The organism is Streptomyces hyderabadensis (genome assembly GCF_020404845.1).
Taxonomy (GTDB): Bacteria; Actinomycetota; Actinomycetes; order Streptomycetales; family Streptomycetaceae; genus Streptomyces; species Streptomyces hyderabadensis.
The window spans coordinates 1-26950 of sequence record NZ_JAIOJZ010000073.1 but is presented as its reverse complement, the minus strand read 5'-3'; the positions used below and the strand labels follow the sequence as shown (position 1 = coordinate 26950).

Annotated in this window: 31 protein-coding genes; 12 read left to right on the top strand and 19 right to left on the bottom strand. The window is 71.2% G+C overall.

Annotated features, from left to right (window positions below):
• Both K7854_RS33900 and K7854_RS33895 read right to left on the bottom strand, forming a co-directional pair.
• On the bottom strand, positions 1-448 hold a 448-nt coding region (locus K7854_RS33900; protein WP_226030391.1), incomplete at its 3' end, for a DUF3618 domain-containing protein.
• Positions 445-864 (bottom strand): phage holin family protein, encoded by a 420-nt coding sequence (locus tag K7854_RS33895; protein WP_226030390.1) that lies wholly within the window; start codon positions 862-864, stop codon positions 445-447. The genes K7854_RS33900 and K7854_RS33895, both read right to left, overlap by 4 nt.
• Positions 865-1044: 180 nt before the next feature.
• Here K7854_RS33895 and dapA point away from each other — a divergent pair, with 180 nt between their 5' ends.
• The gene (dapA, locus tag K7854_RS33890; protein WP_226030389.1) at positions 1045-1968 is read left to right on the top strand and encodes a 4-hydroxy-tetrahydrodipicolinate synthase; all 924 of its coding nucleotides are present in this window, start codon (positions 1045-1047) and stop codon (positions 1966-1968) included.
• Here the strand turns inward: dapA and K7854_RS33885 are convergent.
• Positions 1953-2219, bottom strand: a complete 267-nt coding sequence (locus K7854_RS33885) for a hypothetical protein (RefSeq protein WP_226030388.1) — start codon at positions 2217-2219, stop codon at positions 1953-1955. The genes dapA and K7854_RS33885 overlap by 16 nt on opposite strands.
• Positions 2220-2337: 118 nt before the next feature.
• On the opposite strand from K7854_RS33885, the gene K7854_RS33880 reads away from it, so the two are divergent.
• Together K7854_RS33880 and K7854_RS33875 are read left to right on the top strand one after the other, a co-directional pair.
• On the top strand, positions 2338-2526 hold the full coding sequence (locus tag K7854_RS33880) for a hypothetical protein (RefSeq protein WP_226030387.1): 189 nt from the start codon (positions 2338-2340) through the stop codon (positions 2524-2526).
• 71 nt (positions 2527-2597) lie between these two features.
• Positions 2598-3314, top strand: coding sequence for a DNA alkylation repair protein (locus K7854_RS33875; RefSeq protein ID WP_226030386.1), 717 nt, complete (start codon positions 2598-2600; stop codon positions 3312-3314).
• 55 nt (positions 3315-3369) lie between these two features.
• Here the strand turns inward: K7854_RS33875 and dapD are convergent, their stop codons facing one another.
• The 11 genes from dapD to K7854_RS33820 form a co-directional block, all read right to left on the bottom strand.
• Entirely contained in the window at positions 3370-4359 is a 990-nt protein-coding gene (gene dapD, locus K7854_RS33870; RefSeq protein ID WP_226030385.1) for a 2,3,4,5-tetrahydropyridine-2,6-dicarboxylate N-succinyltransferase, read from the bottom strand.
• Positions 4360-4368: 9 nt separating this feature from the next.
• Positions 4369-4962 (bottom strand): TetR/AcrR family transcriptional regulator, encoded by a 594-nt coding sequence (locus tag K7854_RS33865; RefSeq protein WP_226030384.1) that lies wholly within the window; start codon positions 4960-4962, stop codon positions 4369-4371.
• A complete protein-coding gene (locus K7854_RS33860; protein WP_030403777.1) occupies positions 4962-5282 on the bottom strand; it encodes a DMT family transporter in 321 nt (106 codons plus the stop codon). Before K7854_RS33860 ends, K7854_RS33865 begins: the two co-directional genes overlap by 1 nt.
• Before the next feature lie 94 nt (positions 5283-5376).
• Positions 5377-5709: a metal-sulfur cluster assembly factor gene (locus K7854_RS33855; protein ID WP_003976900.1), complete on the bottom strand. Its 333-nt coding sequence runs from the start codon at positions 5707-5709 to the stop codon at positions 5377-5379.
• Positions 5706-6176: a Fe-S cluster assembly sulfur transfer protein SufU gene (sufU, locus tag K7854_RS33850; protein WP_114531885.1), complete on the bottom strand. Its 471-nt coding sequence runs from the start codon at positions 6174-6176 to the stop codon at positions 5706-5708. The genes K7854_RS33855 and sufU overlap by 4 nt, the downstream gene beginning before the upstream one ends.
• Before the next feature lie 17 nt (positions 6177-6193).
• Complete coding sequence (locus K7854_RS33845) at positions 6194-7450, bottom strand: cysteine desulfurase (RefSeq protein ID WP_226030383.1); 1257 nt, start codon at positions 7448-7450, stop codon at positions 6194-6196.
• Positions 7447-8211, bottom strand: a complete 765-nt coding sequence (gene sufC, locus K7854_RS33840) for a Fe-S cluster assembly ATPase SufC (RefSeq protein WP_226030382.1) — start codon at positions 8209-8211, stop codon at positions 7447-7449. The genes K7854_RS33845 and sufC overlap by 4 nt, the downstream gene beginning before the upstream one ends.
• A 7-nt stretch (positions 8212-8218) precedes the next feature.
• On the bottom strand, positions 8219-8536 hold the full coding sequence (locus K7854_RS33835; RefSeq protein ID WP_019329250.1) for a non-heme iron oxygenase ferredoxin subunit: 318 nt from the start codon (positions 8534-8536) through the stop codon (positions 8219-8221).
• Complete coding sequence (gene sufD, locus K7854_RS33830; RefSeq protein WP_226030381.1) at positions 8533-9717, bottom strand: Fe-S cluster assembly protein SufD; 1185 nt, start codon at positions 9715-9717, stop codon at positions 8533-8535. Before sufD ends, K7854_RS33835 begins: the two co-directional genes overlap by 4 nt.
• 60 nt (positions 9718-9777) lie before the next feature.
• The gene (gene sufB / locus K7854_RS33825) at positions 9778-11199 is read right to left on the bottom strand and encodes a Fe-S cluster assembly protein SufB (protein ID WP_226030380.1); all 1422 of its coding nucleotides are present in this window, start codon (positions 11197-11199) and stop codon (positions 9778-9780) included.
• On the bottom strand, positions 11196-11966 hold the full coding sequence (locus tag K7854_RS33820; RefSeq protein ID WP_226030379.1) for a helix-turn-helix transcriptional regulator: 771 nt from the start codon (positions 11964-11966) through the stop codon (positions 11196-11198). The genes sufB and K7854_RS33820 overlap by 4 nt, the downstream gene beginning before the upstream one ends.
• A 171-nt stretch (positions 11967-12137) precedes the next feature.
• Between K7854_RS33820 and K7854_RS33815 the strand changes: the two genes are divergently transcribed.
• The 4 genes from K7854_RS33815 to K7854_RS33800 all read left to right on the top strand — a co-directional run bounded on the left by K7854_RS33815 (position 12138) and on the right by K7854_RS33800 (position 15819).
• Positions 12138-12926 carry an AAC(3) family N-acetyltransferase gene (locus K7854_RS33815; protein WP_226030378.1) on the top strand — a complete coding sequence of 263 codons (789 nt, stop codon included), beginning with the start codon at positions 12138-12140 and terminating at the stop codon, positions 12924-12926.
• 86 nt (positions 12927-13012) lie between these two features.
• Positions 13013-13936 (top strand): ABC transporter ATP-binding protein, encoded by a 924-nt coding sequence (locus K7854_RS33810; protein ID WP_226030377.1) that lies wholly within the window; start codon positions 13013-13015, stop codon positions 13934-13936.
• Positions 13933-14742 (top strand): ABC transporter permease, encoded by an 810-nt coding sequence (locus tag K7854_RS33805; protein ID WP_226030376.1) that lies wholly within the window; start codon positions 13933-13935, stop codon positions 14740-14742. The genes K7854_RS33810 and K7854_RS33805 overlap by 4 nt, the downstream gene beginning before the upstream one ends.
• A 54-nt stretch (positions 14743-14796) precedes the next feature.
• Positions 14797-15819, top strand: a complete 1023-nt coding sequence (locus tag K7854_RS33800; protein ID WP_226030375.1) for a COX15/CtaA family protein — start codon at positions 14797-14799, stop codon at positions 15817-15819.
• On the opposite strand, the gene K7854_RS33795 is transcribed toward K7854_RS33800, so the two are convergent.
• The 4 genes from K7854_RS33795 to K7854_RS33780 all read right to left on the bottom strand — a co-directional run bounded on the left by K7854_RS33795 (position 15774) and on the right by K7854_RS33780 (position 19136).
• Positions 15774-16520: a nucleotidyltransferase domain-containing protein gene (locus tag K7854_RS33795; protein WP_226030374.1), complete on the bottom strand. Its 747-nt coding sequence runs from the start codon at positions 16518-16520 to the stop codon at positions 15774-15776. The genes K7854_RS33800 and K7854_RS33795 overlap by 46 nt on opposite strands.
• An 18-nt stretch (positions 16521-16538) precedes the next feature.
• Entirely contained in the window at positions 16539-17645 is a 1107-nt protein-coding gene (locus tag K7854_RS33790; protein WP_226030373.1) for an amidohydrolase family protein, read from the bottom strand.
• A 66-nt stretch (positions 17646-17711) separates the two neighbouring features.
• Entirely contained in the window at positions 17712-18080 is a 369-nt protein-coding gene (locus K7854_RS33785) for a hypothetical protein (RefSeq protein ID WP_226030372.1), read from the bottom strand.
• Positions 18081-18167: 87 nt separating this feature from the next.
• Positions 18168-19136, bottom strand: coding sequence for a heme o synthase (locus K7854_RS33780; RefSeq protein WP_264088069.1), 969 nt, complete (start codon positions 19134-19136; stop codon positions 18168-18170).
• 356 nt (positions 19137-19492) lie between these two features.
• Between K7854_RS33780 and tkt the strand changes: the two genes are divergently transcribed.
• From tkt to pgl, 5 genes are read left to right on the top strand one after another with little or no spacing between them, the layout of a single operon-like run.
• On the top strand, positions 19493-21580 hold the full coding sequence (gene tkt / locus K7854_RS33775) for a transketolase (RefSeq protein WP_226030371.1): 2088 nt from the start codon (positions 19493-19495) through the stop codon (positions 21578-21580).
• Positions 21581-21614: 34 nt separating this feature from the next.
• Positions 21615-22733: a transaldolase gene (tal, locus tag K7854_RS33770; RefSeq protein ID WP_226030370.1), complete on the top strand. Its 1119-nt coding sequence runs from the start codon at positions 21615-21617 to the stop codon at positions 22731-22733.
• Positions 22734-22736: 3 nt separating this feature from the next.
• Positions 22737-24260: a glucose-6-phosphate dehydrogenase gene (gene zwf, locus K7854_RS33765; RefSeq protein WP_226030369.1), complete on the top strand. Its 1524-nt coding sequence runs from the start codon at positions 22737-22739 to the stop codon at positions 24258-24260.
• Positions 24257-25309: a glucose-6-phosphate dehydrogenase assembly protein OpcA gene (gene opcA / locus K7854_RS33760; RefSeq protein WP_226030368.1), complete on the top strand. Its 1053-nt coding sequence runs from the start codon at positions 24257-24259 to the stop codon at positions 25307-25309. Before zwf ends, opcA begins: the two co-directional genes overlap by 4 nt.
• On the top strand, positions 25306-26091 hold the full coding sequence (pgl, locus tag K7854_RS33755; RefSeq protein ID WP_226030367.1) for a 6-phosphogluconolactonase: 786 nt from the start codon (positions 25306-25308) through the stop codon (positions 26089-26091). Before opcA ends, pgl begins: the two co-directional genes overlap by 4 nt.
• Before the next feature lie 131 nt (positions 26092-26222).
• Here the strand turns inward: pgl and K7854_RS33750 are convergent.
• Positions 26223-26950 (bottom strand): phosphoglucose isomerase-related protein (locus K7854_RS33750; protein ID WP_505016455.1); only part of this gene is annotated, 728 nt, incomplete at its 5' end.

Sequence of the window (26950 nt, the reverse complement as noted above, 5' to 3'; positions counted from 1 at the left end):
ACTCGCTCATCCAGCGGACGCTAGGCTCAATACCCGACAGCTTCCGGCGTGCCACCGCGCCCACCGCCACACCGGCGGCCAGCACGGCGCGGGGATGTCCGAACCCGGCCCGGCCCGCCGTGTCGTGCGCGCCGTGCCCGGCGCGGCCCGCCTTGTCCTGCACGCTGTGCCCGGCCCGCCCGGCCTTGTCCTGCACGGTGTGCCCGGCGTGCGCGGCGGAACTGCGCAGTTGCACGCTCATGGCGCCCGCCTTGTCCTTCAGGTCGGCGGCCCGGGCCTTGGCGCGGCCCTTCACGTCGGCCTTGCCCGCCAGCTCCTCCACGGTGTCGCCGAGCTGGCCACGGGTCTCTTCGATCTGCCGCCGCAGCTCGTCGGGGCCCTTCGCCCCGCCGACCGGCTGTGCGGTGGAGCCGCTCCTCGAACCGTCCCGGCTCGTCGCGTCGGTCATCGATGTGCCCTTTCCCTGATCTGGTCGACGTCGGCCCTGACACTGCCGAGGGTCTCCTCGGGCTTGGGCGGCACGGCCCGGCGGAGCTGGGCGCGACCGGTCATGGCCAGTACCCCGGCGATGACGAAGAGCGCCGCCGTCACGATGAGCGCCGCGGCCCAGACGGGCAGGACCAGCGAGAGCGCGGCGGCGGCCGTACCGGCCAGGGCGAACAGGCCCACGTACGCGATGGCGCCCGCGGCACCGAGCATTCCGCCGCCGCGCCCGGCCCGCTTGCCCTTCTCGGCCAGTTCCATCTTGGCGAGGGCCACTTCCTGGCGCACGAGCCGGGAGAGCTGTTCGGTGGCCTGTCCGACGAGTTCGCCCACGGAGTGCTGCTCGTCGCGCACCGGCCTGGTGTGCATGGTTCCGGTCACGGTGTTCCCGCCTCCTCTCGGTCCGGAGCACCCCGGGTACCCCGGGCCGAGCGGCACTACCCCTGCCCTCGCCCGCCGCCGCAACGGGCCCCGGCCACCCGCCACCCTGAAGCATCACTTCCACGCACCTCGTAGAAGAATTAAGTGGAGCTACAAGGTCGGCCCGCCGACACTACTCCCATGACGACAGACGACGCCCGTCCCGCCGCTCCCTTCGGCCGCGCCCTGTGCGCCATGGTCACGCCCTTCACCGCGTCCGGCGCACTCGACCTCGAAGGCGCACGCCGGCTCGCCGAGCACCTGGTCTCGCGGGGCTGCGACGGCCTGGTGCTCTCCGGCACCACGGGCGAGTCGTCGACCACCACGGATGCCGAGAAGGCGGCGCTGGTGACGGCGGTCCGGGAGGCGGTCGGGGACCGCGCGGCACTCGTCGCCGGGGTCGGCACCGCGGACACCCGGCACACCGTCGAACTGGCCCTGGCCGCCGAGAAGGCCGGCGCTGACGGAGTGCTGGTGGTCGCGCCGTACTACAGCAGGCCGCCGCAGGACGCCCTGGAGGCGCACTTCCGCGAGGTCGCCGACGCGAGCGGTCTGCCCGTGATGCTCTACGACATCCCGGGCCGCACCGGCACCCGCATCGAACCCGACACCCTCGTCCGCCTGGCCGAGCACCCCCGGATCGTCGCCGTCAAGGACTGCTCGTACGACCTCCTCGGCACCCAGAAGGTGCTGTCCCGCACGGACTTGGCGTACTACGCGGGCTGCGACGAGCAGGTCCTCGCCCTGTACGCGCTGGGGGCGGCGGGCTGTGTCAGCACCGTGGCGAACGTGGTGCCGGGCCTGTTCCCGTCCGTACTCGGCGCCTTCGACGCGGGCGACACCGGGCGGGCCGCCGTGCTCCAGCGCCGCGCACTCCCGCTCGTCGAGTCGATGACGGTGGCCGGCCTGCCCGGCACGGTCACCGCGAAGGCCCTGCTCGGCGCGCTGGGCCTGCCGGCGGGCCCGGTCCGCGGGCCGCTGCGGCCCGCGGACCGGGAGACCACGACCGGCCTGCTGGCGGCCTACGAGGAACTGGCCGCCCTCGCCGGTCAGTCCCAGGAGTAGCCGTCGCCGAACAGCAGGGTGTGTTCCAGTACGTCCTCCGCGGGGTCGTCGATCTGCCCGACGTGGACGTTGAGGAGGCCCACGCGGGGCCCGTTGTGCGAGCCGGTCGTCGTCTCGTCGGCATGCGCGGCCCCCGCGGCCCACACCGACCCGCAGCACACCAGCACCGCGGCCCCCGCACCGGCCAGCAGGCGGCGCGCTGCGGCCCGCACCCGCTCGTTCGGCGTCTCGGGCGTGATCTCAGGCGTCATCCCAGGTCCTCGTCTCTTCGGATCGGCGTCTGATCGGACTCTGCGTCCACCCCTTCATCCGCGGCGGCCGCCGAAAAGTCACGGGCGGTCATCCGTATGTGCCGGTACGTTGCTCGTGATGAGCAGAAGACGCTACGTGGCCCGGGGCGTCCCGGGCGGATACCGGGTCTGGGACAACACGGGCCGCCGCTGGTGGGGCGACCTCTACGAGCTGTGCCCCGACGACCTCCTGACCGAGCTGAACGGAGCGGCCGACCCGGCCCGCGTGTCCGCGCTGCTGAAGAGGTACCGGGCCCTGAAACGGTGAGCCCCGCCCCCGTAGGCTGGACTCCCGCGGACGACCGACAGGGGCGACAGGGGGCGACAGGAGGGACCGAAGTGCCGGAGAAGACGCCGGACAGGACGCCGAGCGGACCGACGGTGGCCGAGGTGACGGCCGAGCTGGCCGGCCTGGAGGACCCCCGGATCCGGGCGGTCAACGAGAAGCACGGCGACGACCACGGTGTGAACCTCACCAAGCTGCGCGCCCTCGCGAAGCGCCTGAAGACGCAGCCCGACCTCGCGCGCGGCCTCTGGGCCACGGGCGACACCGCCGCACGCCTGCTGGCCCTGCTGGTCTGCCGCCCGAAGTCCTACGACCGCGACGAGCTGGACACCATGCTGCGCGAGGCCCGCACCCCCAAGGTGCACGACTGGCTGGTGAACTACGTCGTCAAGAAGAACCCGCACGCCGAGCAGCTGCGCCTGGCCTGGCTGGCCGACCCGGACCCGGTGGTCGCGAGCGCCGGCTGGGCGCTCACCACCGAACGCGTCGCGAAGAAGCCGGCCGGTCTCGACCTCACGGCCCTGCTGGACACCGTCGAGTCCGAGATGAAGGACGCCCCGGACCGCCTCCAGTGGGCGATGAACCACTGCCTGGCCCAGATCGGCATCGACCACCCCGAACACCGCGCCCGCGCCCTCGCCGTCGGCGAGCGCCTGGGGGTCCTCAAGGACTACCCCACTCCCCCGGGCTGCACCTCCCCCTACGCCCCCGCCTGGATCACGGAGATCGTCCGCCGCCGCCAGCAGCAGGCCACCCCCGCCGACACCTGAGCGCCCTCCCCGCCCCAGACGGAAAGGGCGCCCGGCAAACACACTGCGCGGCGGCTCAGTTGTGGCTGTGCAGTACCTCGTTCAGGCCGCCCCACACCGCGTTGTTCGGGCGGGCCTCGACCGTGCCGGTGACCGAGTTGCGGCGGAAGAGGATGTTGGAGGCGCCGGAGAGTTCGCGGGCCTTGACGACCTGGCCGTCGGGCATCGTGACGCGGGTGCCCGCGGTGACGTAGAGGCCGGCCTCGACCACGCACTCGTCGCCCAGCGCGATGCCGACGCCCGCCTCGGCGCCGACCAGGCAGCGCTCGCCGATGGTGATGCGGACGTTGCCGCCGCCGGAGAGGGTGCCCATGGTGGAGGCGCCGCCGCCGATGTCGGAGCCGTCGCCGACGACGACGCCCGCGGAGATGCGGCCCTCGACCATGGAGGTGCCCAGCGTGCCCGCGTTGAAGTTGACGAAGCCCTCGTGCATGACCGTGGTGCCCGCGGAGAGGTGCGCGCCGAGCCGGACCCGGTCGGCGTCGGCGATGCGGACGCCCTTGGGGACGACGTAGTCCGTCATGCGGGGGAACTTGTCGATCGAGGTGACCTGGAGGTGCAGGCCCTCGGCACGGGCGTTGAGGCGGACCTTCTCGATGTCGTCCACGGCGACCGGGCCGAGCGAGGTCCAGGCGACGTTGGCGAGGAAGGCGAACTGGCCCTCCAGGCTCAGGCCGTGCGGCTTCACCAGGCGGTGGGAGAGCAGGTGCAGGCGCAGGTAGACGTCGTGCGTGTCGAGCGGCTTCTCGTCCAGCGAGGAGATGACCGTGCGGACCGCGACCACCTCGACGCCGCGGCGGGCGTCCGGACCGACCGCGGCGGTGGCGCCGCCGCCCAGGAGTTCGGCGGCCCGTTCGGCGGTGAGGCGCTCGGTGCCGGAGGGACCGGGCTCGTCGGTCAGTTCGGGGGCCGGGAACCAGGTGTCGAGGACGGTGCCGTCGGCGGCGATCGTGGCGAGGCCGGCGGCCACGGCGCCGGTGGAGCGGGGAGCAGTCGTGTCGGTCATGAGGGCAACCTAACCGGCCGCCGCCGGTGGAAGCGAGCCGGGACCGCGTCCGTCTCGGGTGCCGGGCGCGGGGACCAGCCTGGCCAGCACCTCGCGCGCGTACTCCTCGTCGTACGGCGTGTCCGTCAGCAGGACCTGGAGGCAGATGCCGTCGAGGACGGCGACCAGGGCGCGGGCCGTCACCGGGTCCGTGCGGGCGGCGAGCAGGGCACCCACGCCCTCGGCCCACTCGGCGGCGACCGGACGCAGCGCGGGGCGGCGCAGGGCGGCCAGGTACAGCTCGTACTCCAGCTCCACGCCGGTGCGGTCGCCGCCCAGCCATTCGCCGAGGACCCGGGCGAGTTCGGCGGGCAGGTCGGCCTCGGGGTCGGACAGGGCGGGGTGGGCGGCGACGACCCGGGCGAAGCCCTCGTTGGCCTGGCGCAGGGCGGCGACCATGAGGTCGTCGAGGGTCGCGAAGTGGTACGTGGTGGAGCCGAGCGGCACGTCGGCCTCGGCGGCGACCGTGCGGTGGCTGAGGCCGGCGATGCCCTTCTGTCCGACGACCCTGATCGCCGCGTCGATGATGCGCTGGCGGCGCTCCGGGTCGTGGCGCCGGGGCATCAGTGTGCCCCGCCCAGATTGAGGACGACGACGCCGACGATGATCAGCGCGATGCCGGCGGCCTTGGTGAGGGTCATCCCCTCGCCCATGAAGGCCACGCCGATGGTGGCGATGGCGGCCGTGCCCACCCCGGCCCAGATGGCGTACGCCGTGCCGACGGCGAGGATCTTCAGGGTCTGGGCGAGCAGCGCGAAGGACAGGACGTAGGCGAGGGCGGTCAGGAGTGAGGGCACCAGCCTGCTGAATCCCTCGCTGTACTTCATGGCGGTGGTGCCGGCGACCTCGGCGGCGATGGCTCCGGCCAGGAGCAGATATCCCATGTGTACGAGCGTACATAACGATGGCGGGCGGGTACACGAAAACGGCGACACCCGAAGGTGCCGCCGTTCTCAGCCCGTCGTGCGGGGAGGTTGCTCAGACGTTGAACCCGAGCGCGCGCAGCTGCTCGCGGCCGTCGTCCGTGATCTTGTCCGGGCCCCACGGCGGCATCCAGACCCAGTTGATGCGCAGCTCGCTGACCAGGCCGTCCGTGGCGGACTTGGCCTGGTCCTCGATCACGTCGGTCAGCGGACAGGCCGCCGAGGTCAGGGTCATGTCGACGGTGGCGATGTTCGCGTCGTCGACGTGGATGCCGTAGATCAGGCCGAGGTTGACGACGTCGATGCCCAGCTCGGGGTCCACGACGTCCATCAGGGCCTCGCGGAGTTCCTCCTCCGAGGCCGGCTTCATCTCCAGGGTCTCGCTCATGCCGTCGTCTCCTTCTCGGCGTCGGCGCCGTCCAGCGCCTGGGCCGTCGCGTCCTTCCAGGCCATCCAGCTCAGCAGGGCGCACTTGACCCGGGCCGGGTACTTCGAGACCCCGGCGAACGCGACCGCGTCCTCCAGGACCTCCTCCATCTCGTCGTCGGGCTCGATCCTGCCCTTGGACTGCATCAGCTCCAGGAAGGTCTCCTGGATCCGCTGCGCCTGGGCGAGGTCCTTGCCGACCAGCAGGTCGTTCAGCACGGAGGCGCTCGCCTGGCTGATGGAACAGCCCTGGCCCTCGTAGCTGACGTCGCTGATCGTGGTGCCGTCGTACTTCACGCGGAGCGTGATCTCGTCCCCGCAGGTGGGGTTGACGTGGTGGACCTCGGCGTCGCCATCCCGCAAGCCCCGCCCGTGCGGGTGCTTGTAGTGGTCCAGGATGACTTCCTGGTACATGGAGTCCAGCTTCATGCTCGTCGCTCGTCCCGTCAGCCGAAGAAGTTCCGTACGTGCTCCAGGCCGTCGACCAGTGCGTCGATCTCGGCCGGCGTGGAGTACAGATAGAACGACGCTCGCGTGGTCGCAGGAATTCCGTAGCGCAGGCACACGGGGCGGGCGCAGTGGTGGCCGACCCGGACCGCGATGCCCTGTTCGTCCAGGACCTGGCCCACGTCGTGCGGGTGGATGTCCCCCAGCGTGAAGGAGATCGCCGCGCCGCGCTCCTCGGCCGTGGTGGGGCCGATGATGCGCAGGTCGGGGACCTCCAGCAGGCGCCCCACCGCGTACTCGGTCAGCGCGTGCTCGTGCGCGAGGATCTTGTCCATGCCGATCGAGTTCAGGTAGTCGATGGCCGCGCCGAGTCCGACCGCCTGGGCGATCGGGGGCGTGCCCGCCTCGAACTTGTGCGGGGCCGGGGCGTAGGTGGAGGAGTGCATCGAGACGGTCTCGATCATCTCGCCGCCGCCGAGGAACGGCGGGAGGTCCTCAAGCAGCTCCTGGCGGCCCCACAGCACGCCGATGCCGGTCGGGCCGCACATCTTGTGGCCGGTGAAGGCCACGAAGTCGGCCTGGAGGGCCTGCACGTCCAGCGGCATGTGCGGCGCGGCCTGGGAGGCGTCGACGCACACCAGCGCGCCCACCTCCTGGGCCCGGCGCACGATCGCCTCGACCGGGTTCTGGGTGCCCAGGATGTTGGAGACCAGCACGAAGGAGACGATCTTCGTCTTCTCGGTGATGATCTCGTCGATGTTGGACAGGTCCAGACGGCCGTCGTCGGTGAGACCGAACCAGCGGAGCTTCGCGCCGGTGCGCTGCGCGAGCAGCTGCCACGGCACGATGTTGGAGTGGTGCTCCATCTCCGTGATGACGATCTCGGTCTCGTGGTCCACGCGGTAGGGCTCGTCGGCCCAGCCCAGCATGTTCGCGACCAGGTTGAGGGACTCCGAGGCGTTCTTGGTGAAGACCACCTCGTCGCGCGAGGGCGCGTTGATGAACTCCGCGACCTTGTCCCGCGCGCCCTCGTACAGCGCCGTGGCCTCCTCGGCGAGGACGTGCACACCACGGTGGACGTTGGCGTTGTGCTGCTCGTAGTACTCGTCGAGCACGTCGATGACCTGGCGCGGCGTCTGCGAGGTCGCGGCGTTGTCGAGGTAGACGAGTTTCCGCCCGTCGTGGAGCACTCGGTCCAGGATCGGGAAGTCCTTGCGGATCGCCTCGGTGTCGAGGAGGCCCGGCAGCTGTGTCACTCGGATGCGCCGCCCTTCGTGTATGCCTCGTAGCCCTCGGCCTCCAGCTTGTCGGCCAGCTCGGGACCGCCGGACTCGGCGATGCGGCCGTTGGCGAAGACGTGGACGTGGTCGGGCTTGATGTAGCGCAGGATGCGCGTGTAGTGCGTGATCAGCAGGGTGCCGACCTCGCCGGTCTCGCGGACCCGGTTGACGCCCTCGGAGACCACCCGCAGGGCGTCGACGTCCAGGCCGGAGTCGGTCTCGTCGAGGATCGCGACCTTCGGCTTGAGCAGCTCCAGCTGGAGGATCTCGTGGCGCTTCTTCTCACCGCCGGAGAAGCCCTCGTTGACGTTGCGCTCGGCGAAGGCGGGGTCCATGTTGAGGCGCTCCATGGCCTCCTTGACCTCCTTCACCCAGGTGCGCAGCTTGGGGGCCTCGCCGCGGACGGCGGTGGCGGAGGTGCGCAGGAAGTTGGAGACGGAGACGCCGGGGACCTCGACCGGGTACTGCATGGCGAGGAAGAGGCCGGCGCGGGCGCGCTCGTCGACGGACATCTCCAGGACGTCCTCGCCGTCGAGGGTGACGCTGCCGCCGGTGATCGTGTACTTGGGGTGACCCGCCAGCGAGTAGGCGAGGGTCGACTTGCCGGAGCCGTTGGGGCCCATGATGGCGTGCGTCTCGCCCTGCTTCACGGTGAGGTCGACGCCCTTGAGGATCTCCTTCGTGGCGTTGTCGGCCTCGACGGTGACGTGCAGGTCTCGGATTTCAAGCGTTGCCATGGGTGCCTCAGGACTCCTGGGTGAGGGAGACGAGCACGTCGTCCCCTTCGATCTTTACGGGGTATACGGGGACGGGGCGCGTCGCCGGAAGACTGTCGGGCTTGCCGGACCGGAGGTCGAAGCGCGAGCCGTGCAGCCAGCACTCGATGTGGCAGTCGTCGACCTCGCCCTCGGCCAGCGAGACGTTCGCGTGCGAGCAGATGTCGTGGATCGCGAAGACCTCGCCCTCGGTGCGCACGACGGAGATCGGCGTGCCGTCGAGTTCCACCCGCTTGGGGGTGTCCTCCTCCAGCTCGTCCGCTCCACAGACGCGTACGAAGGTCATGCGACCGACGCCTCCAGCTCCTCTTCGATCTTGGCGAGGAGGCGCTCCTCGATGTCGGCGACGCCGATCTGCTGGACCAGCTCGGCGAAGAAGCCGCGGACCACCAGGCGGCGGGCGTCGATCTCGGGGATGCCGCGCGCCATCAGGTAGAAGAGCTGCTCGTCGTCGAAGCGGCCGGTCGCGGAGGCGTGACCGGCGCCGACGATCTCGCCGGTCTCGATCTCCAGGTTCGGCACCGAGTCGACCCGCGCGCCGTCGGTGAGGACGAGGTTGCGGTTCATCTCGTAGGTGTCGGTGCCCTCGGCCGCGGCCTCGATGAGCACGTCGCCGATCCAGACCGCGTGCGCGTCGTCGCCCTGCAGCGCGCCCTTGTAGACGACGTTGGACTTGCAGTGCGGGACGTTGTGGTCGACCAGGAGGCGGTGCTCCTGGTGCTGGCCCGCGTCGGTGAAGTACAGGCCGAACAGCTCGGCCTCGCCGCCGGGGCCCGCGTAGGCCACGCGCGGGTGCAGCCGGACCAGGTCGCCGCCGAAGGTGACCACGAAGGACTTGAAGGTCGCGTCGCGGCCGACCAGCGCGTTGTGCTGGCCGACGTGCACGGCCTTGTCGTCCCAGTCCTGGACGGAGACGACGGTCAGCTTGGCGCCGTCGCCCAGGACGTAGTCGACGTTGGCGGCGAGCACCGCGTCGCCGGAGTGGTCGATGACGACCACGGCCTCGGCGAAGGCGCCCAGCTCGACGACCTGGTGGGCGTAGGCGGTGCCGCCCTCGCCGTGCACGACGATGCGGATCGGCTCGGTGAGGACCGTCTCCTTGGGGACGGTGATCACGCCGGCCTTCTCGAACGCCGAGTAGGCCTGGGCGGCGACCCGGTCCACGGGGGTCCCGGCCCGGCCGATGCGCGCGTCGTCGCGGCCGACGGTCTCGACGACGACGCCCTCCGGGGCGTCGATGTCGACCTTCACGCCGTCACCGGTGGCGACGGCGGTGCCGTCGTGCAGCCCGCGCAGCCGGTCCAGCGGGGTGAACCGCCATTCCTCCTCGCGGCCGTGCGGGACCGGGAAGTCCGCCACGTCGAAGGACGCGGGTGCGCTCATGCGCGTGGCGACGGTCGACTCGGCGGCCACCGCGATCTGGCCCGCGGTGGTGGACCCCACGGGGATGTTCTGAGCCTCAGCCATGGCTGTCGGTCTGCTCTCTTCCTACGTTCCTGAATCTGGGGACTGCTGCGGGGGCGGGGGTCAGCCGACCGCGCCCTCCATCTGCAGCTCGATCAGCCGGTTGAGCTCGAGGGCGTACTCCATGGGCAGCTCCTTCGCGATCGGCTCGACGAAGCCGCGCACGATCATCGCCATCGCCTCGAACTCGCTCAGACCGCGGCTCATCAGGTAGAAGAGCTGGTCCTCGGAGACCTTGGAGACGGTCGCCTCGTGGCCCATGGACACGTCGTCCTCGCGGACGTCCACGTAGGGGTACGTGTCGGAGCGGGAGATGGTGTCGACGAGCAGCGCGTCGCACAGCACGTTCGACTTGGAGCCGTGGGCGCCCTCGCCGATCTCGACGAGGCCGCGGTAGGAGGTGCGGCCGCCGCCGCGCGCCACGGACTTCGAGACGATGTTGGAGGAGGTGTTCGGCGCCATGTGGACCATCTTGGAGCCGGCGTCCTGGTGCTGGCCCTCGCCCGCGAAGGCGATGGACAGGGTCTCGCCCTTGGCGTGCTCGCCCATCAGGTAGACGGCCGGGTACTTCATCGTCACCTTGGAGCCGATGTTGCCGTCGATCCACTCCATGGTCGCGCCCTCGTACGCCACGGCGCGCTTGGTGACCAGGTTGTAGACGTTGTTCGACCAGTTCTGGATGGTCGTGTAGCGGCAGCGGGCGTTCTTCTTGACGATGATCTCGACGACCGCGGAGTGCAGCGAGTCCGACTTGTAGATCGGCGCGGTGCAGCCCTCGACGTAGTGCACGTAGGCGCCCTCGTCGACGATGATCAGGGTCCGCTCGAACTGGCCCATGTTCTCCGTGTTGATGCGGAAGTAGGCCTGGAGCGGGATCTCGACGTGCACGCCCGGCGGCACGTAGATGAAGGAGCCGCCGGACCACACGGCGCTGTTCAGCGAGGCGAACTTGTTGTCACCGACGGGGATGACGGTGCCGAAGTACTCCTTGAAGAGCTCCGGGTGCTCCTTCAGGGCCGTGTCGGTGTCCAGGAAGATGACGCCCTGCTCCTCCAGGTCCTCGCGGATCTGGTGGTAGACGACCTCCGACTCGTACTGGGCCGCGACACCGGCGACGAGGCGCTGCTTCTCCGCCTCGGGGATGCCGAGCTTGTCGTACGTGTTCTTGATGTCCTCGGGCAGGTCCTCCCAGGACTCCGCCTGCTTCTCCGTGGAGCGCACGAAGTACTTGATGTTGTCGAAGTCGATCCCCGACAGGTCCGAGCCCCAGTTCGGCATGGGCTTCTTCTCGAAGAGGCGCAGGCCCTTGAGGCGGAGCTTGGTCATCCACTCCGGCTCGTTCTTCTTCGCGGAGATGTCCCGGACGACGTCCTCGTCGATGCCGCGCCTGGCGGAGGCGCCGGCCGTGTCGGAGTCGGCCCAGCCGTACTCGTACTTGCCCAGGCCCTCGAGCTCAGGGTGAGCAGTCTCCGTGGGGAGAGTCATGCGGGGTTCCTCCCGGCCGTGCTTGCGGATGCGTTGTGGGTCGTGGAAATCGTCTTGGAAGCCGTCTCGGAAGTCTCGGGGGGCTTCGAAGTCTTCGGAATGAACGTGGTGCAGACCCCGTCGCCGTGCGCGATGGTCGCGAGACGCTGTACATGCGTACCGAGCAGCTCGGCGAAAAATTCCGTCTCCGCCTCGCACAGCTGCGGGAACTGCTCCGCGACGTGGGCGACCGGGCAGTGGTGCTGGCACAGCTGCTCGCCCTGCTGGGGATGGGGTGCGCTCCGCGCGGTAGCAGCGTACCCGTCCGCGCTCAGGGCCTTGGCCAGCGCTTCGGTGCGCTGCTCGGCGGGGGCGGACTCGACGGCCGCGCGGTAGGCGCCCGACTGGGCGGCGATCCGGGCGCGGGCGAAGGCGGCGATCGCCTGCTCCCCGCCCTCCTGCTCGGCGATCCAGCGCAGGGCGTCGGCGGCCAGCTTGTCGTACGACTGGTCGAAGGCGTCCCGGCCGCAGTCGGTGAGCGCGAAGACCTTGGCGGGCCGCCCGCGCGTGCGTGCGCCGTAGACCCGCTGCTCGCGGGGCTCGACCACGTCGTCGGCGACGAGCGCGTCGAGGTGGCGCCGGACGGCGGCCTGGGTCAGGCCCAGGCGTCCGGCGAGCTCGGCGACGGTCGAGGGCCCGTGGTCCAGGATGGAGCGCGCGACCCGGTTGCGGGTGGACCGCTCACCGGTCGCGAGTTCCTCCTGCGGAGCCTCACCGACGTTTTTCACAACGCCATTGTTGCGTAATTCCTTCGGGGCGGGCAAGCCGCGTCGGGATCATCGGACGGTGCCCTGCGTCACTTAGGCATACCTAAGGTGACCTGCGGAAACGATCTTTGATCGATCAACCGCGGGGCAATGCGCTGGCGTCCGCGACCGGCTTCCGGAACACTCCCCCGCATGCCCACACCCCCTCCGACCGGCCCACTCGTCACCCGCGGCACGCTCGCCGCCGGGCTGCGCGAGCTGGGTGTGCGGACCGGCGACACCCTGCTCGTGCACTCCTCCCTCAGCTCGCTCGGCTGGGTCTGCGGAGGTCCCGTCGCGGTCGTCCAGGCGCTGCTCGACGTGCTCGGTCCGAGCGGCACCCTGGTGGTCCCGACCCAGACCGGCGACCTCTCCGACCCGGCCCTGTGGAAGAGCCCGCCGGTGCCCGAGGAGTGGTGGGAGGCGATCCGCGCGGCGACGCCCGCCTACGACCCGCTGATCACGCCCTCGCGCGGCGTGGGGGTGGTCCCGGAGACCGTGCGCACCTGGCCCGGCGCCCGGCGCAGTGCCCATCCGCAGACCTCCTTCGCCGCGCTCGGCGCCCGCGCCGCCGAGGTGGTCGCGGGCCACGCGAGGGACTGCCGGCTGGGCGAGCGCAGCCCGCTGGCCACGCTGGAACGGCTGGGCGCCCGGGTCCTGCTGCTCGGCGCCGGCTACGACGCGTGCACCGCCTTCCACCTCGCCGAGTACCGGATCCCCGCCCCGCTGGTGGAGGTGGGCCGCCCGGGGCCGGTGGGGTGGGAGCGGGTGACCGAGGTGTCGATCACCTCCGAGCGCTTCGACGAACTGGGCCACGACTTCGAACGGGACCGCCCCGTCCTGCGCGGCAGGGTCAGCGCCGCCGAGGCACGCCTGTTCCCGCTGCCGGACGCGGTCGCCTACGCCGAGCGGTGGCTGCCGCTGCACCGCCCCCGCGAGTGAGCCCCGTCCCGGACCGGAGGAGGTTACCCACGGTTTTCCACACCCCCGCGCCCGGCAGGTCGTCCGCCTACCTAGACTCGTGACCCATGCGAAGCGAGCCCGTGGTCCAGGTCCAGGCCCTGGTGAAGCGGTACGGCACGAAGACCGCGGTGGACGGCCTCGACCTGGTGGCCCGGGCGGGCGTCACCGCCGTGCTCGGTCCCAACGGGGCGGGCAAGACGACCACGGTCGAGACCTGCGAGGGATACCGGAAGCCCGACTCCGGCACGGTGCGTGTCCTCGGCCTGGACCCGGTGCGCCAGGGCGCCGAGCTGCGCCCGCGGATCGGCGTGATGCTCCAGTCCGGCGGCGTCTACTCCGGGGCCCGCGCGGACGAGATGCTGCGCCACGTCGCGAAGCTGCACGCCCACCCGCTGGACGTCGGCGCGCTGATCGAGCGGCTCGGCCTCGGCTCGTGCGGCCGCACCACGTACCGCAGGCTCTCGGGCGGCCAGCAGCAGCGGCTCGCGCTCGCGATGGCCGTGGTCGGCCGCCCGGAGCTGGTGTTCCTGGACGAGCCGACCGCCGGTCTCGACCCGCAGGCCCGCCGCGCCACCTGGGACCTCGTGCGGGACCTGCGCGGTGACGGGGTCTCGGTGATCCTCACCACGCACCACATGGACGAGGCCGAGCAGCTCGCCGACGACGTGGCCATCGTCGACACCGGCCGGGTCGTCGCCCAGGGCTCCCCCGAGCAGCTGTGCCGCGGCGGCGCCGAGAACACCCTGCGGTTCACCGGCCGGCCGGGACTGGACATCGCCTCCCTGCTCAAGGCGCTGCCCCCGGACTCCGCCGCCGCCGAGCTGACCCCGGGCTCCTACCGGGTGAACGGCAAGGTGGACCCGCAGCTGCTCGCGACCGTGACCTCCTGGTGCGCCCAGCACGGGGTGATGCCGGACCGGATCTCGGTGGAGCGGCACACACTGGAGGACGTCTTTCTGGAGCTGACGGGCAAGGAGCTGCGCGGGTGACCACGACCACAGGGACACCGGGGGACACCGGGACGTCCGGGACCGCTGGGGCGTACGCGCCCCGGCCCGGCGCCGCACCGCTCGGCCGGATGATCACGGCGCAGGCCCTGCTCGAGACGAAGATGCTGCTGCGCAACGGCGAGCAGCTGCTGCTGACGGTGATCATCCCGACGCTGCTGCTCGTCCTGTTCAGCTCGGTGGACATCGTCGACACCGGGTCCGGGGAGGCGGTCGACTTCCTCGCCCCCGGCATCCTCGCGCTGGCCGTGATGTCGACCGCGTTCACCGGGCAGGCCATCGCCACCGGTTTCGAGCGCCGGTACGGGGTGCTGAAGCGGCTGGCGGCATCACCCCTGCCGCGCTGGGCCCTGATGACCGCGAAGACGGCGTCGGTCCTGGTCACGGAGGTGCTCCAGGTCGTGCTGCTCACGGCGATCGCCTTCGCGCTGGGCTGGTCGCCGCAGGGCAACCCGGCGGCCGTGCTGCCGCTCCTGGTCCTCGGCACCGCCGCCTTCTCCGGGCTCGGGCTGCTGATGGCGGGCACGCTCAAGGCGGAGGCCACGCTGGCCGCCGCCAACCTGGTCTTCCTGCTGCTCCTGGTGGGCGGCGGGGTGATCGTGCCGCTGGACAAGTTCCCGGACGCGGCCCAGGACGTGCTGGGGCTGCTGCCGATCTCCGCCCTGTCCGACGGACTGCGGGACGTCCTCCAGCACGGGGCCTCGATGCCCTGGGGCGACCTGGGCATCCTCGCCGCGTGGGCGGTCGTGGGGCTCGCGGCCGCCGGGAAGTTCTTCCGCTGGGAGTAGGGGCACATGTCCGGGAGCGACCCTCGTGAAAGCGTGCACAAGCGGCCCCCTACGATGGACGGCGTGCCAAACGTGACCCGCGCCGATGCCGCAGCCGCCGTGCGCAACCCGCTCGCCTTCATCGCCGCGCGCTGGACCCCGAACCCGAGGACGGTCCGGCGGGCGGCCCTCGCCGCGCTCGCCATGGCGGTGGTCATCGTCGTCACCGGCGGTGCCGTACGCCTCACCGGCTCGGGCCTCGGCTGCCCGACCTGGCCCAAGTGCACTGACGACTCGCTCACCACCACGAGCGAGATGGGCTTCCACGGCATCATCGAGTTCGGCAACCGCATGCTGACCTACGTGCTGTGTGCCGCGGTCGGCTGGGCGATCATCGCCGCCCGCTCGCAGCAGCCGTACCGGCGCAGTGTGACCCGGCTGGGCTGGCTCCAGTTCTGGATCGTGATGGGCAACGCCGTCCTCGGCGGCATCGTGGTCCTGGTCGGCCTCAACCCGTACACCGTCGCGTCCCACTTCCTGCTGTCCACGGCCCTGATCGCCGTGGCGACCGTGATGTGGCAGCGCACCCGGGAGGGCGACGCGGCCCCGCGGCCTCTGGTCGGCAAGGCGGTCCAGCAGCTGACCTGGGTGCTGACCGCCGTCACGGTGCTGCTGATCGCGGTCGGCACCGTGGTGACCGGCGCGGGACCCCACGCGGGCGACTCCAGCGACGTCCCGCGGATGCCGGTCGACTGGGAGATGGTGACCAAGGCGCACGCCGTGCTGGCGTGGATCGTGGTGACGCTGACGTTCGCCCTGTGGTTCGTGCTGAAGGCGGTCGACGCGCCCAAGGGCCCGCTGGCCCGCACCCGCGACCTCTTCCTGGTGCTCCTGGCGCAGGGGGCGGTGGGCTACGTCCAGTACTTCACCGACCTGCCCGAGGTCCTCGTCGGACTGCACATGTTCGGCTCGTGCCTGGTGTGGATCGCGGTGCTGCGGGTGCTGCTGGCGCTGCGCGAGCGGCCCGAGGAGACGGTGTCCGGGCTGCCCGCTCAGGAGTACGACGCCACCAGCGTGTCGATGGCCGGCCCCAGGTAGCTGCGGGTCAGCTCGGCGCGGCGGGCGGTCCACTCCGCCGTCGCCGCGGGGCGCGGGCCCTTCCCGTACCGCCGCTCGGTGACATCCTCGACGACCTCGCCGGGCGCGCCGAGGACGGGCAGCTCGTCCAGGGCCTCGCGCTTGGTGATCAGGCGGCCCTCGCGCAGCGTGACGGTGGCGCGGGCGAAGGTGAGCAGGCCCAGGTCGACCCAGACGTCCTGCCGCCACAGCTCCGCCCTGCGCACGTGCGGCCGCCAGAACTCCCGCTGGTCGCGGACGACGTACCCGGCCAGCTCCGGGTCCGCCACCGGCGGCAGCAGCCGCGCCGGCGGCTCGCCGTGCAAGACGCGGCCGAAGCTGTGGAGTTCACGCCGGGTGACCGGGGTGACCGGACGCTTGAAGAGCTGTTCGTGCGCCCAGGTCAGGTGTCTGCGGTCCGGGTCGGCGACCGTGTCGGGCGACAGGTACGTGCAGTGCAGCAGCCCGGCCAGGGGTTCCTCGCGCAGCCGGGCGTGCAGCAGTCCGAGGCGCCAGGCCGTGCGGGCCGTCGCCGGGCGGGGCAGGAGTGCGATCAGGTCGAGGTCGCTGCGGCCCTCCTGGTAGTCGCCCGCGCCCAGTGAACCGTGCGCCCAGACGGCGACGGGGTCCAGGGGCAGCAGGCCGGTGAGGAAGCGGTCGAGCAGGGCATCGGTCGGCGGCATGGACCCAGTCTCGGCGATCTACTCCAGCCCGTACACCCGCCCCGCGTTCCCGGAGGCGATCAGTCCCGCCACCCGCTGCGCGTCCCCGAGCGACCAGGCCCCCTCGGCCACCCAGGCGCCCAGCACCCGGCCGAGCGCCTCGCGGAACAGCCGGGCGGCGACGACGTGCAGCTCGGGCAGGCCCTGGGCGCCGCTGGAGAACAGGATCTTGCCGAACGGGGCCAGTTCCAGGATCTCCGCGAGGACCGTCGCGGCCCGCGCGCCGGTGCGCACCAGGGCGGCGCCCGAGTCGGCGTAGACGTGCGGGAAGACCCCGGCCAGGTGGGCGGCGTGGCGGTGGTAGGGGTAGCCGTGCAGCAGGACCAGGTCGGTGCCGAGCCCCGCGGTGGCCCGCACGAAGTCGGTGAGCAGCACCGGGTCGGTGCGGTCGATGCGCAGGCCCGGTTCGCCGAGGCCCGCGTGCAGCTGGAGCGGCAGACCCGAGGCGACGGCGATCCACAGCAGGTGGCGCAGCAGCACCGGATCGCTCAGCTCCCCGCCGACCTCGCGCCCGGTGAGCCAGCGGGCGGCGGCCCCGCGCACCTCACCGGGGCCCGGCGGCTCCGGCGCGAGCGCCAGGCCGTGCCGTACGCCGGCCACGGAGGTGAAGGCGACGGCGTTCGCGGCGGCGCCGTGCACGGCCTCGGCGAGGTTGGCGAGGAAGGACTCGACGGTGCCGGAGGTGTCGGCGACCTGCTCGGCGAGCAGTTCCAGGCGGACGATCTCGCGGGTGTCGGCGTCCGCGGCGGAGGCCATCTCGGAGGGACCGGTGAGGTCGCCGGGCAGGCCGGCGTCGACCAGGTAGGTGGTGATGCCGCTACCGCGCAGCAGCCGGCGGTCGGCCTCCATGACGCCCAGTTCGCGGCGCCGGGCCAGATAGCGGGCGGGCGGGCAGTGCGGTTCCAGGCCGAGCAGGGGCGGGCACCAGCGGCGTACCGCGAAGCCGGTCTGGGTGTCGAAGAGGGTGGTGCCCGGGGCGGGCGGGCCCTCGGTGCGGGCCAGCTGGGCCTCGAAGGTGCCGAGGCCCAGCTCCGTTCGCAGGACGCCGTGGCAGTACTGGTCCACCAGGGACGGCGTTTCGATCATCCGGGCTCCCCGTGCTGGGACCGTGCGCCTCGCGGCTTCCTACGGTCCTAACGGGTGAACCCCGTCTCAGGTGTTGCTCGGCCCGCCGACCTGGATGCCGGCCATGCGGGACCACTCGTAGCGGCCCGTGGTCACCTTGGCGGCGAACTCGCCGTCGAAGTCCTCGTGGACGGTGATCCCGGACTGCTCGACGGCCTTCAGCGCGCTCGCGTGGGTGCGCGCGACCAGGTCGCCCCAGGCGCCGTCCGCGCCGACCAGCACGATCCGGGCGCCGCGCTCGCCGAGGTAGGCCACCTGGGCCTCGGCGCCGCCGTGGGCCTTGGCGAAGGCGCCGATCCGCCCGGCCATCCGGTTCACCTCGTACCCGGCCCACCGGTCGGCCCAGCCGCCCTTCGCGCCGGGCTGCTCCGTGTCCACCTGCTGCGTGTCTGCCATGCCCAGGATGCTACCGACGGGTAGATCAAACGGCGACGGGCGGGGTGCGTGGCCTTGACCACGCGCCCCGCCCGTCTCCCGAAGGTTTCAGCGCAGGAAGGGATCCACCGCGATCGCCAGGAACAGCACCGACACATAGGTGATCGACCAGTGGAACAGCCGCATCTCCTTGAGCTTGCCGCCGGTCACCTCGGCCTTGGCGCGGTTCTGCAGCCCGTGCGCCTCCCACAGCCACATGCCGCCGGCCGCCACGGCGACCGCCGTGTAGAACCAGCCGGTGTAGCCGAGCGGCGTCAGCAGCAGCGACACGACGACCATCACCCAGCTGTAGATGACGATCTGCCGGGCGACCACCTTGTTGGACGCGATCACCGGGAGCATCGGCACGCCGACGCGCGCGTAGTCCTCCTTGACCTTCATGGACAGCGGCCAGTAGTGCGGCGGCGTCCAGAAGAACATCACCCCGAAGAGGATGACCGGCGCCCAGGACATCGAGTTGGTCACCGCCGACCAGCCGATGAGCACCGGCAGACAGCCGGCGATCCCGCCCCAGACGATGTTCTGCGAGGTGCGGCGCTTGAGGATCATCGTGTAGACGACGACGTAGAAGAGGAGCGCACCGAGCGAGAGCCAGGCCGACAGCCAGTTGACCGTGAACCCGAACAGCAGTGTGGAGACGATCGCCAGGGCGATGCCGAAGACGAGGCATTCGACCGGGCTGACCATGCCGGTCACCAGTGGCCGCTGCGAGGTCCGGTCCATCAACGCGTCGATGTCGCGGTCGATGTACATGTTCAGCGCATTGGCGCCGCCGGCCGACAGATAACCGCCGACACAGGTCAGCAGCACCAGCTTCAGATCCGGAACACCCTGCTCGGCGAGGAACATCACCGGAACGGTGGTGATCAGCAGAAGCTCGATGATCCGCGGCTTGGTCAGCGCCACGAACGCCTTGACACGGGCCCCGAACGGCCGGTGACTCGGGCCCTGGCTCGTCCCGATTACCCCCGCAGGACGGGATTCAACGGCCGTCACGCACACCCCTGACAGAGACATCCCAGCAAGCCTCCCCGTGTGAAGTGGCGGTAAAGGCTCGCGCGTACCACGCCACTTTAGACGTTGCCCATACCTCGGCCTTCGCGGGGGTGGGCTCGTGTTGGCGAGGGCGCTCCGACGTGCGTTCGGCGAGTCGATTGAGCGGTCAGATGAGCGGCTCCGTATTCACTTGCCGAATGCGGTTTCGCCCAGCCGACAGGCGGATCCCGATGAGTCCCGGCAGTCTGGTTTCCAGCGGAAAAACGCACGTACTTACGGGGGTAGGCTCGGCCATGGCCGGCCGACTCACGGACGCGCCGGCAGCCCGTGCACTCGTGCACCGGCAACCGACATGTGGAGAGGAGCCCTGACTCAGGGTGAGCACCAAGCCGACCACCACAGACCTCGAGTGGACCGAACTGGACCAGCGGGCCGTGGACACCGCCCGCGTCCTGGCCGCCGATGCCGTACAGAAGGTTGGCAACGGCCATCCGGGTACGGCGATGAGCCTGGCGCCCGCCGCCTACACCCTCTTCCAGAAGGTGATGCGGCACGACCCCGCCGACGCGAACTGGGTCGGGCGCGACCGTTTCGTGCTGTCCGCGGGCCACTCGTCCCTGACCCTCTACACCCAGCTGTACCTGGCCGGCTTCGGCCTGGAGCTGGCGGACCTGGAGTCCTTCCGCACCTGGGGCTCGAAGACCCCCGGCCACCCGGAGTACGGTCACACCACGGGCGTGGAGACCACCACCGGCCCGCTGGGCCAGGGCGTGGCCAACGCCGTGGGCATGGCGATGGCCGCCCGCTACGAGCGCGGCCTGTTCGACCCGGAGGCCCCGGCGGGCGAGTCCCCGTTCGACCACTTCGTCTACTGCATCGCCGGTGACGGCTGCCTCCAGGAGGGCATCTCCGCCGAGGCGTCCTCGACGGCCGGCCACCAGAAGCTCGGCAACCTGGTGCTCCTGTGGGACGACAACCACATCTCCATCGAGGGCGACACCGAGACCGCCGTCTCCGAGGACACCTGCAAGCGGTACGAGGCGTACGGCTGGCACGTCCAGCGCGTCGCCCCGAAGCCGGACGGCGACCTGGACCCGAACGCGATCTACGAGGCGATCCAGGAGGCGAAGAAGGTCACCGACCGGCCGTCCTTCATCGCCATGCGCTCGATCATCGCCTGGCCCGCCCCGAACGCGCAGAACACCGAGGCCGCGCACGGCTCGGCGCTCGGCGACGACGAGGTCGCGGCGACCAAGCGGGTGCTCGGCTTCGACCCGGAGAAGTCCTTCGAGGTCTCCGACGAGGTCATCGCGCACACCCGCAAGGCGCTGGAGAAGGGCGAGGCGGCCCGCGCGGTGTGGGAGAAGTCCTTCCAGCAGTGGCGGGACAACAACCCGGAGCGCGCCGCCGAGTACGACCGCGTCGCCAAGGGCGAGCTGCCCACCGGCTGGGAGGAGAAGATCCCGGTCTTCGAGGCGGGCAAGGGCCTGGCGACCCGCGCCGCGTCCGGCAAGGTGCTCCAGGCGCTCGGCGCGGTGATCCCGGAGCTGTGGGGCGGCTCGGCCGACCTCGCGGGCTCGAACAACACCACGATCGACAAGACGTCGTCCTTCCTCCCGGCGGGCAACCCGCTCCCCGAGGCGGACCCGTACGGCCGTACCATCCACTTCGGCATCCGCGAGCACGCGATGGCCGCGGAGATGAACGGCATCGCGCTGCACGGCAACACCCGCATCTACGGCGGAACGTTCCTGGTCTTCTCCGACTACATGCGCAACGCCGTCCGCCTGTCCGCGCTGATGCACCTGCCGGTGACGTACGTGTGGACGCACGACTCCATCGGCCTGGGCGAGGACGGCCCGACCCACCAGCCGGTCGAGCACCTGGCCTCGCTGCGCGCCATCCCGGGCCTGAACCTGGTCCGCCCGGCCGACGCCAACGAGACGGCGATCGCCTGGCGGGAGATCCTGCGCCGCTGGACCAAGGAGTTCGGCAAGGGCCAGCCGCACGGTCTGGCGCTCACCCGCCAGGGCGTGCCGACGTACGAGCCCAACGAGGACGCGGCCAGGGGCGGCTACGTGCTGTTCGAGGCCGAGGGCGGCGAGCCGCAGGTCGTGCTGATCGCCACCGGCTCCGAGATCCACGTGGCCGTCGAGGCGCGCGAGCAGCTCCAGGCCGACGGTGTGCCGACCCGTGTGGTGTCCATGCCGTCCGTGGAGTGGTTCGAGCAGCAGGACCAGGGGTACCGGGACAGCGTCCTGCCCCCGTCCGTGAAGGCCCGGGTCGCGGTCGAGGCCGGGATCGGCCTGACCTGGCACAAGTACGTGGGGGACGCCGGCCGCATCGTCTCCCTGGAGCACTTCGGCGCCTCGGCGGACGCCAAGGTGCTCTTCAAGGAGTTCGGCTTCACCGCCGAGAACGTGGCCTCCGCCGCGCGGGAATCCCTCGCCGCGGCCCAGCGCTGACGCTCGTACACGACACGTAGGAGATGCATTTTCCATGACAGACGCACTCAAGCGCCTCTCCGATGAAGGCGTCGCGATCTGGCTGGACGACCTGTCGCGCAAGCGGATCACGTCCGGCAACCTCGCCGAGCTGATCGACCAGCAGCACGTCGTGGGCGTCACCACCAACCCGTCGATCTTCCAGAAGGCGATCTCGCAGGGCGACGGCTACGACCAGCAGCTCGCCGACCTCGCGGTGCGCGGGGTCACGGTCGAAGAGGCCATCCGCATGATCACCACGGCGGACGTCCGCGACGCCGCCGACATCCTGCGCCCGGTCTACGACAACACCGGCGGCAAGGACGGCCGGGTCTCCATCGAGGTGGACCCGCGCCTGGCGCACAACACGCACGCCACGGTGGCCGAGGCCAAGCAGCTGGCGTGGCTGGTGGACCGGCCGAACACCTTCATCAAGATCCCGGCCACCGAGGCGGGCCTGCCGGCCATCGCCGAGACCATCGGCCTGGGCATCAGCGTCAACGTCACGCTGATCTTCTCGCTGGAGCGCTACCGCAAGGTCATGGACGCCTTCCTGACCGGCCTGGAGAAGGCCAAGGAGCGCGGCCTGGACCTCTCCCAGATCCACTCCGTGGCGTCCTTCTTCGTGTCCCGGGTGGACACCGAGATCGACAAGCGGATCGACGCGCTGGGCACCGACGAGGCCAAGGCGCTGCGCGGCAAGGCCGCCGTCGCCAACGCGCGCCTGGCCTACCAGGCGTACGAGGAGGTCTTCGGCACCGACCGCTGGGCCGCCCTGGAGAAGGCCGGCGCCAACAGGCAGCGTCCGCTGTGGGCCTCGACCGGCGTGAAGGACAAGGCGTACAGCGACACCATGTACGTCACCGACCTGGTCGCGCCGAACACGGTCAACACCATGCCGGAGGCCACCCTGCTGGCCACCGAGGACCACGGCGAGATCAAGGGCAACGCCGTCGCCGGGTCGTACGAGCAGGCCCGCGCGGACCTCGACGCCGTCGAGAAGCTCGGGATCTCCTACGACGAGGTGGTCCAGCTCCTGGAGGACGAGGGCGTCGAGAAGTTCGAGGCGTCCTGGAACGACCTGCTGAAGTCCACGGAGGCGGAGCTCAAGCGCCTCGCTCCCTCGAAGGGCTGAAAATTGTCAAGCAGCAATCCGCTGCGTGACCCCGCAGACCGACGGCTCCCGCGCATCGCGGGGCCGTCGGGTCTGGTCATTTTCGGCGTCACCGGCGATCTGTCCCGCAAGAAGCTCATGCCCGCCGTGTACGACCTCGCCAACCGGGGCCTGCTGCCGCCGGGCTTCTCGCTCGTCGGGTTCGCCCGCCGCGACTGGGAGCACGAGGACTTCGCCCAGGTCGTGCACGACGCCGTCAAGGAACACTCCCGCACGCCGTTCCGCGAGGAGGTCTGGCAGCAGCTCATCCAGGGGATGCGCTTCGTCCAGGGCACCTTCGACGACGACGACGCCTTCGAGCGGCTGCGCGGCACCATCGAGGAGCTGGACAAGGCGCAGGGCACGGGCGGCAACTTCGCCTTCTACCTGTCGGTGCCGCCGAAGTCCTTCCCGGTGGTCATCCAGCAGCTCAAGAAGCACGGTCTCGCCGACCAGACGAACGGCTCCTGGCGGCGGGCGGTGATCGAGAAGCCCTTCGGCCACGACCTGGAGTCGGCCGAGGAGCTGAACGCGATCGTCCACGAGGTCTTCGGCTCCGACCAGGTCTTCCGCATCGACCACTACCTGGGCAAGGAGACCGTCCAGAACATCCTGGCGCTGCGCTTCGCCAACACGATGTTCGAGCCGATCTGGAACCGGTCCTACGTGGACCACGTGCAGATCACCATGGCCGAGGACATCGGCATCGGCGGCCGGGCCGGCTACTACGACGGCATCGGCGCGGCGCGCGACGTCATCCAGAACCACCTGCTCCAGCTGCTCGCCCTGACCGCGATGGAGGAGCCCGCCTCCTTCGACGCGGACGCGCTGGCGGCGGAGAAGACCAAGGTGCTAGGCGCGGTCCGGCTCCCCAGGGACCTGGGCCGGGACACCGTGCGCGGCCAGTACGCGGCCGGGTGGCAGGGCGGCGCCAAGGCCGTCGGCTACCTGGAGGAGGAGGGAATCGACCCCAAGTCGAAGACCGACACCTACGCCGCGATCAAGGTCGGCATCGACAACCGCCGCTGGGCGGGCGTCCCCTTCTACCTGCGCACCGGCAAGCGGCTCGGCCGCCGGGTCACGGAGATCGCGGTGGTCTTCCAGCGGGCCCCGCACTCCCCCTTCGACACGACGGCCACCGAGGAACTGGGCTCGAACGCGATCGTCATCCGCGTCCAGCCCGACGAGGGCGTCACCGTCCGCTTCGGCTCCAAGGTGCCGGGCACCTCGATGGAGATCCGGGACGTGTCCATGGACTTCGCCTACGGCGAGTCCTTCACCGAGTCCAGCCCCGAGGCGTACGAGCGCCTGATCCTGGACGTCCTGCTGGGCGACGCCAACCTCTTCCCGCGCACCGAGGAGGTCGAGCTGTCCTGGAAGATCCTCGACCCGATCGAGCAGTACTGGGACGAGCACGGCACCCCGGCCCAGTACCCGGCCGGCACCTGGGGGCCCGTCGAGGCGGACGACATGCTGGAACGAGACGGACGGAGCTGGCGCCGGCCATGAAGACCGACCTCACGGACACCACGGCCAGCAAGATCAACAAGGCGCTGGTGCTCGGCCGTCGGGCCATCGGCACGCCCGCGATCGGCATGGTGCTCACCCTGGTCATCGTCACCGACGAGGAGAACGCCTACGACGCGCTGAAGGCCGCGAGCGACGCCGCGCACGAGCACCCCTCGCGCACGCTGGTCGTCATCAAGCGGGTCTCGCGCTCGCCCCGGGACCGCACCCGGTCCCGGCTGGACGCCGAGGTGCGCCTCGGTGCCGACGCGGGCACCGGCGAGACGATCGTGCTGCGGCTGTACGGCGACGTCGTCGACCACGCCCAGTCGGTGGTCCTGCCGCTGCTGCTGCCGGACGCGCCGGTCGTGGTCTGGTGGCCGGTGAACGCACCGCTGGACCCGGCGAAGGACCCCCTGGGCGCCCTGGCCCAGCGCCGGGTCACCGACACCTACGCCTGCGAGGAGCCGATACGGGAGCTGGCGGCCCGTGCGGAGGCCTACGCGCCGGGCGACACCGACCTGTCGTGGACCCGCATCACGCCGTGGCGCTCGATGCTGGCGGCGGCCCTGGACCAGGTCGACTGCGAGGTGCAGTCGGTCGAGGTGGAGGGCGAGGAGTTCAACCCGAGCTGCGAACTGCTCGCCATGTGGCTCGCCGACCGGCTGGACGTGCCGGTGCAGCGCACGGTGTCGAACGGTCCGGGGCTGACCGCGGTCCGCATGGACACCGACTGCGGTCCGGTCGTGCTGGATCGGGCCGACGGCTCGCTGGCGAACCTCTCCATCCAGGGCCAGCCCGGCCGCGCGGTCGCGCTCAAGCGCCGTGAGACGGCCGAGCTGATCGCGGAGGAGCTGCGCCGCCTGGACCCGGACGACACGTACGCCTCGGCGCTGCGGTACGGGGTGGACCGGCTGAACGCGCCGGCCAAAGGAGCCCCGACCGACGAGGGCGCCCTCGCGGTCGCCGCTCCCGTCGGGACGGTCGCTAAGGCTCCCGCGAAGGACGCGGCGCAGGAGAAGACACCGGTGAGGAAGGCGGCGGCGAAATGAGCGACACCCCGCAGCTGGTCGTACACCGTGACAAGGAGCTGATGGCCGAGGCCGCGGCGGCCCGCCTGATCACGAAGATCGTGGACGCGCAGGCCTCCCGGGGCAGCGCGTCCGTGGTCCTCACCGGCGGCCGCAACGGCAACGGCCTGCTCGCGGCGCTGGCCGGCTCCCCGGCCCGGGACGCGATCGACTGGGGCCGGCTCGACCTGTGGTGGGGCGACGAGCGCTTCCTGCCGGAGGGCGACCCGGAGCGCAACGTCACCCAGGCGCACCAGGCGCTCCTCGACGCGGTGCCGCTGGACCCGAAGCGGGTGCACGCGATGGCGGCCTCGGACGGCCCCTACGGCTCCGACGTGGAGGCGGCAGCGGCGGCCTACGCCCAGGAACTGGCCACGGCCTCCGTCCCGGAGAACCACGCCGCGGTCCCGTCCTTCGACGTCCTGCTCCTCGGCGTCGGCCCGGACACCCATGTGGCGTCGCTCTTCCCGGAGCACCCGGGCGTCCGGGAGACCGAGCGCACGGTGATCGGCGTCCACGGCTCCCCCAAGCCGCCGCCCATCCGCATCTCGCTGACCCTGCCCGCGATCCGCGCCGCCCGTGAGGTGTGGCTGCTCGCGGCCGGAGAGGACAAGGCGAACGCGGTGGCGATGGCCCTCTCCGGCGCGGGCGAGATCCAGGCCCCCGCCGCGGGCGCCCGGGGCCGCGCCCGCACCCTGTGGCTCCTGGACTCGGCGGCGGCATCACAACTGCCGAGATCCCTCTACCCACCGGCGTCGGCCTGATCCAGCCCGTCCGGCGCTTGAGGACGAGGCCGTCCAGGCCGAACCGGGGGTCTGGGGGGCGGCAGCCCCCCAGGTACGGGAACGGGAAGGGGCGGCGGGGGCGAAAACCTCCCGCCGCCCCTTCGGCACGTTCACACCCGCCCGCGCAACTCCCGGTAGGCAGCCACCAGCGCGGCCGTGGACGCATCAAGGCCCGGCACGTCCGCGCCGTCGGTGAGCGCGGGCTCGACCCGCTTGGCGAGCACCTTGCCCAGCTCCACACCCCACTGGTCGAACGAGTCGATGTTCCAGATCGCGCCCTGGACGAACACCTTGTGCTCGTAGAGGGCGATCAGCTGGCCGAGGACGGAGGGGGTCAGCTCGGCGGCCAGGATCGTCGTCGTCGGATGGTCGCCGCGGAACGTCTTGTGCGGCACCAGTTCCTCCGGCACCCCCTCGGCGCGTACCTCGTCCGGGGTCTTGCCGAAGGCGAGCGCCTGGGTCTGGGCGAAGAAGTTGGCCATCAGCAGGTCGTGCTGGGCCTTCAGCCCGTCGCTCAGTTCGCCCACGGGCCGCGCGAAGCCGATGAAGTCCGCCGGGATCAGCTTGGTGCCCTGGTGGATCAACTGGTAGTAGGCGTGCTGCCCGTTGGTGCCCGGCGTGCCCCACACCACCGGCCCCGTCTGCCACTGCACCGGGTTCCCGTCCCGGTCGACGGACTTGCCGTTGGACTCCATGTCCAGCTGCTGGAGGTACGCGGTGAACTTCGACAGGTAGTGCGAGTACGGCAGCACCGCGTGCGACTGCGCGCCCAGGAAACTGCCGTACCAGACGCCCAACAGGCCCATCAGCAGCGGCACGTTGGACTCGGCGGGTGCGG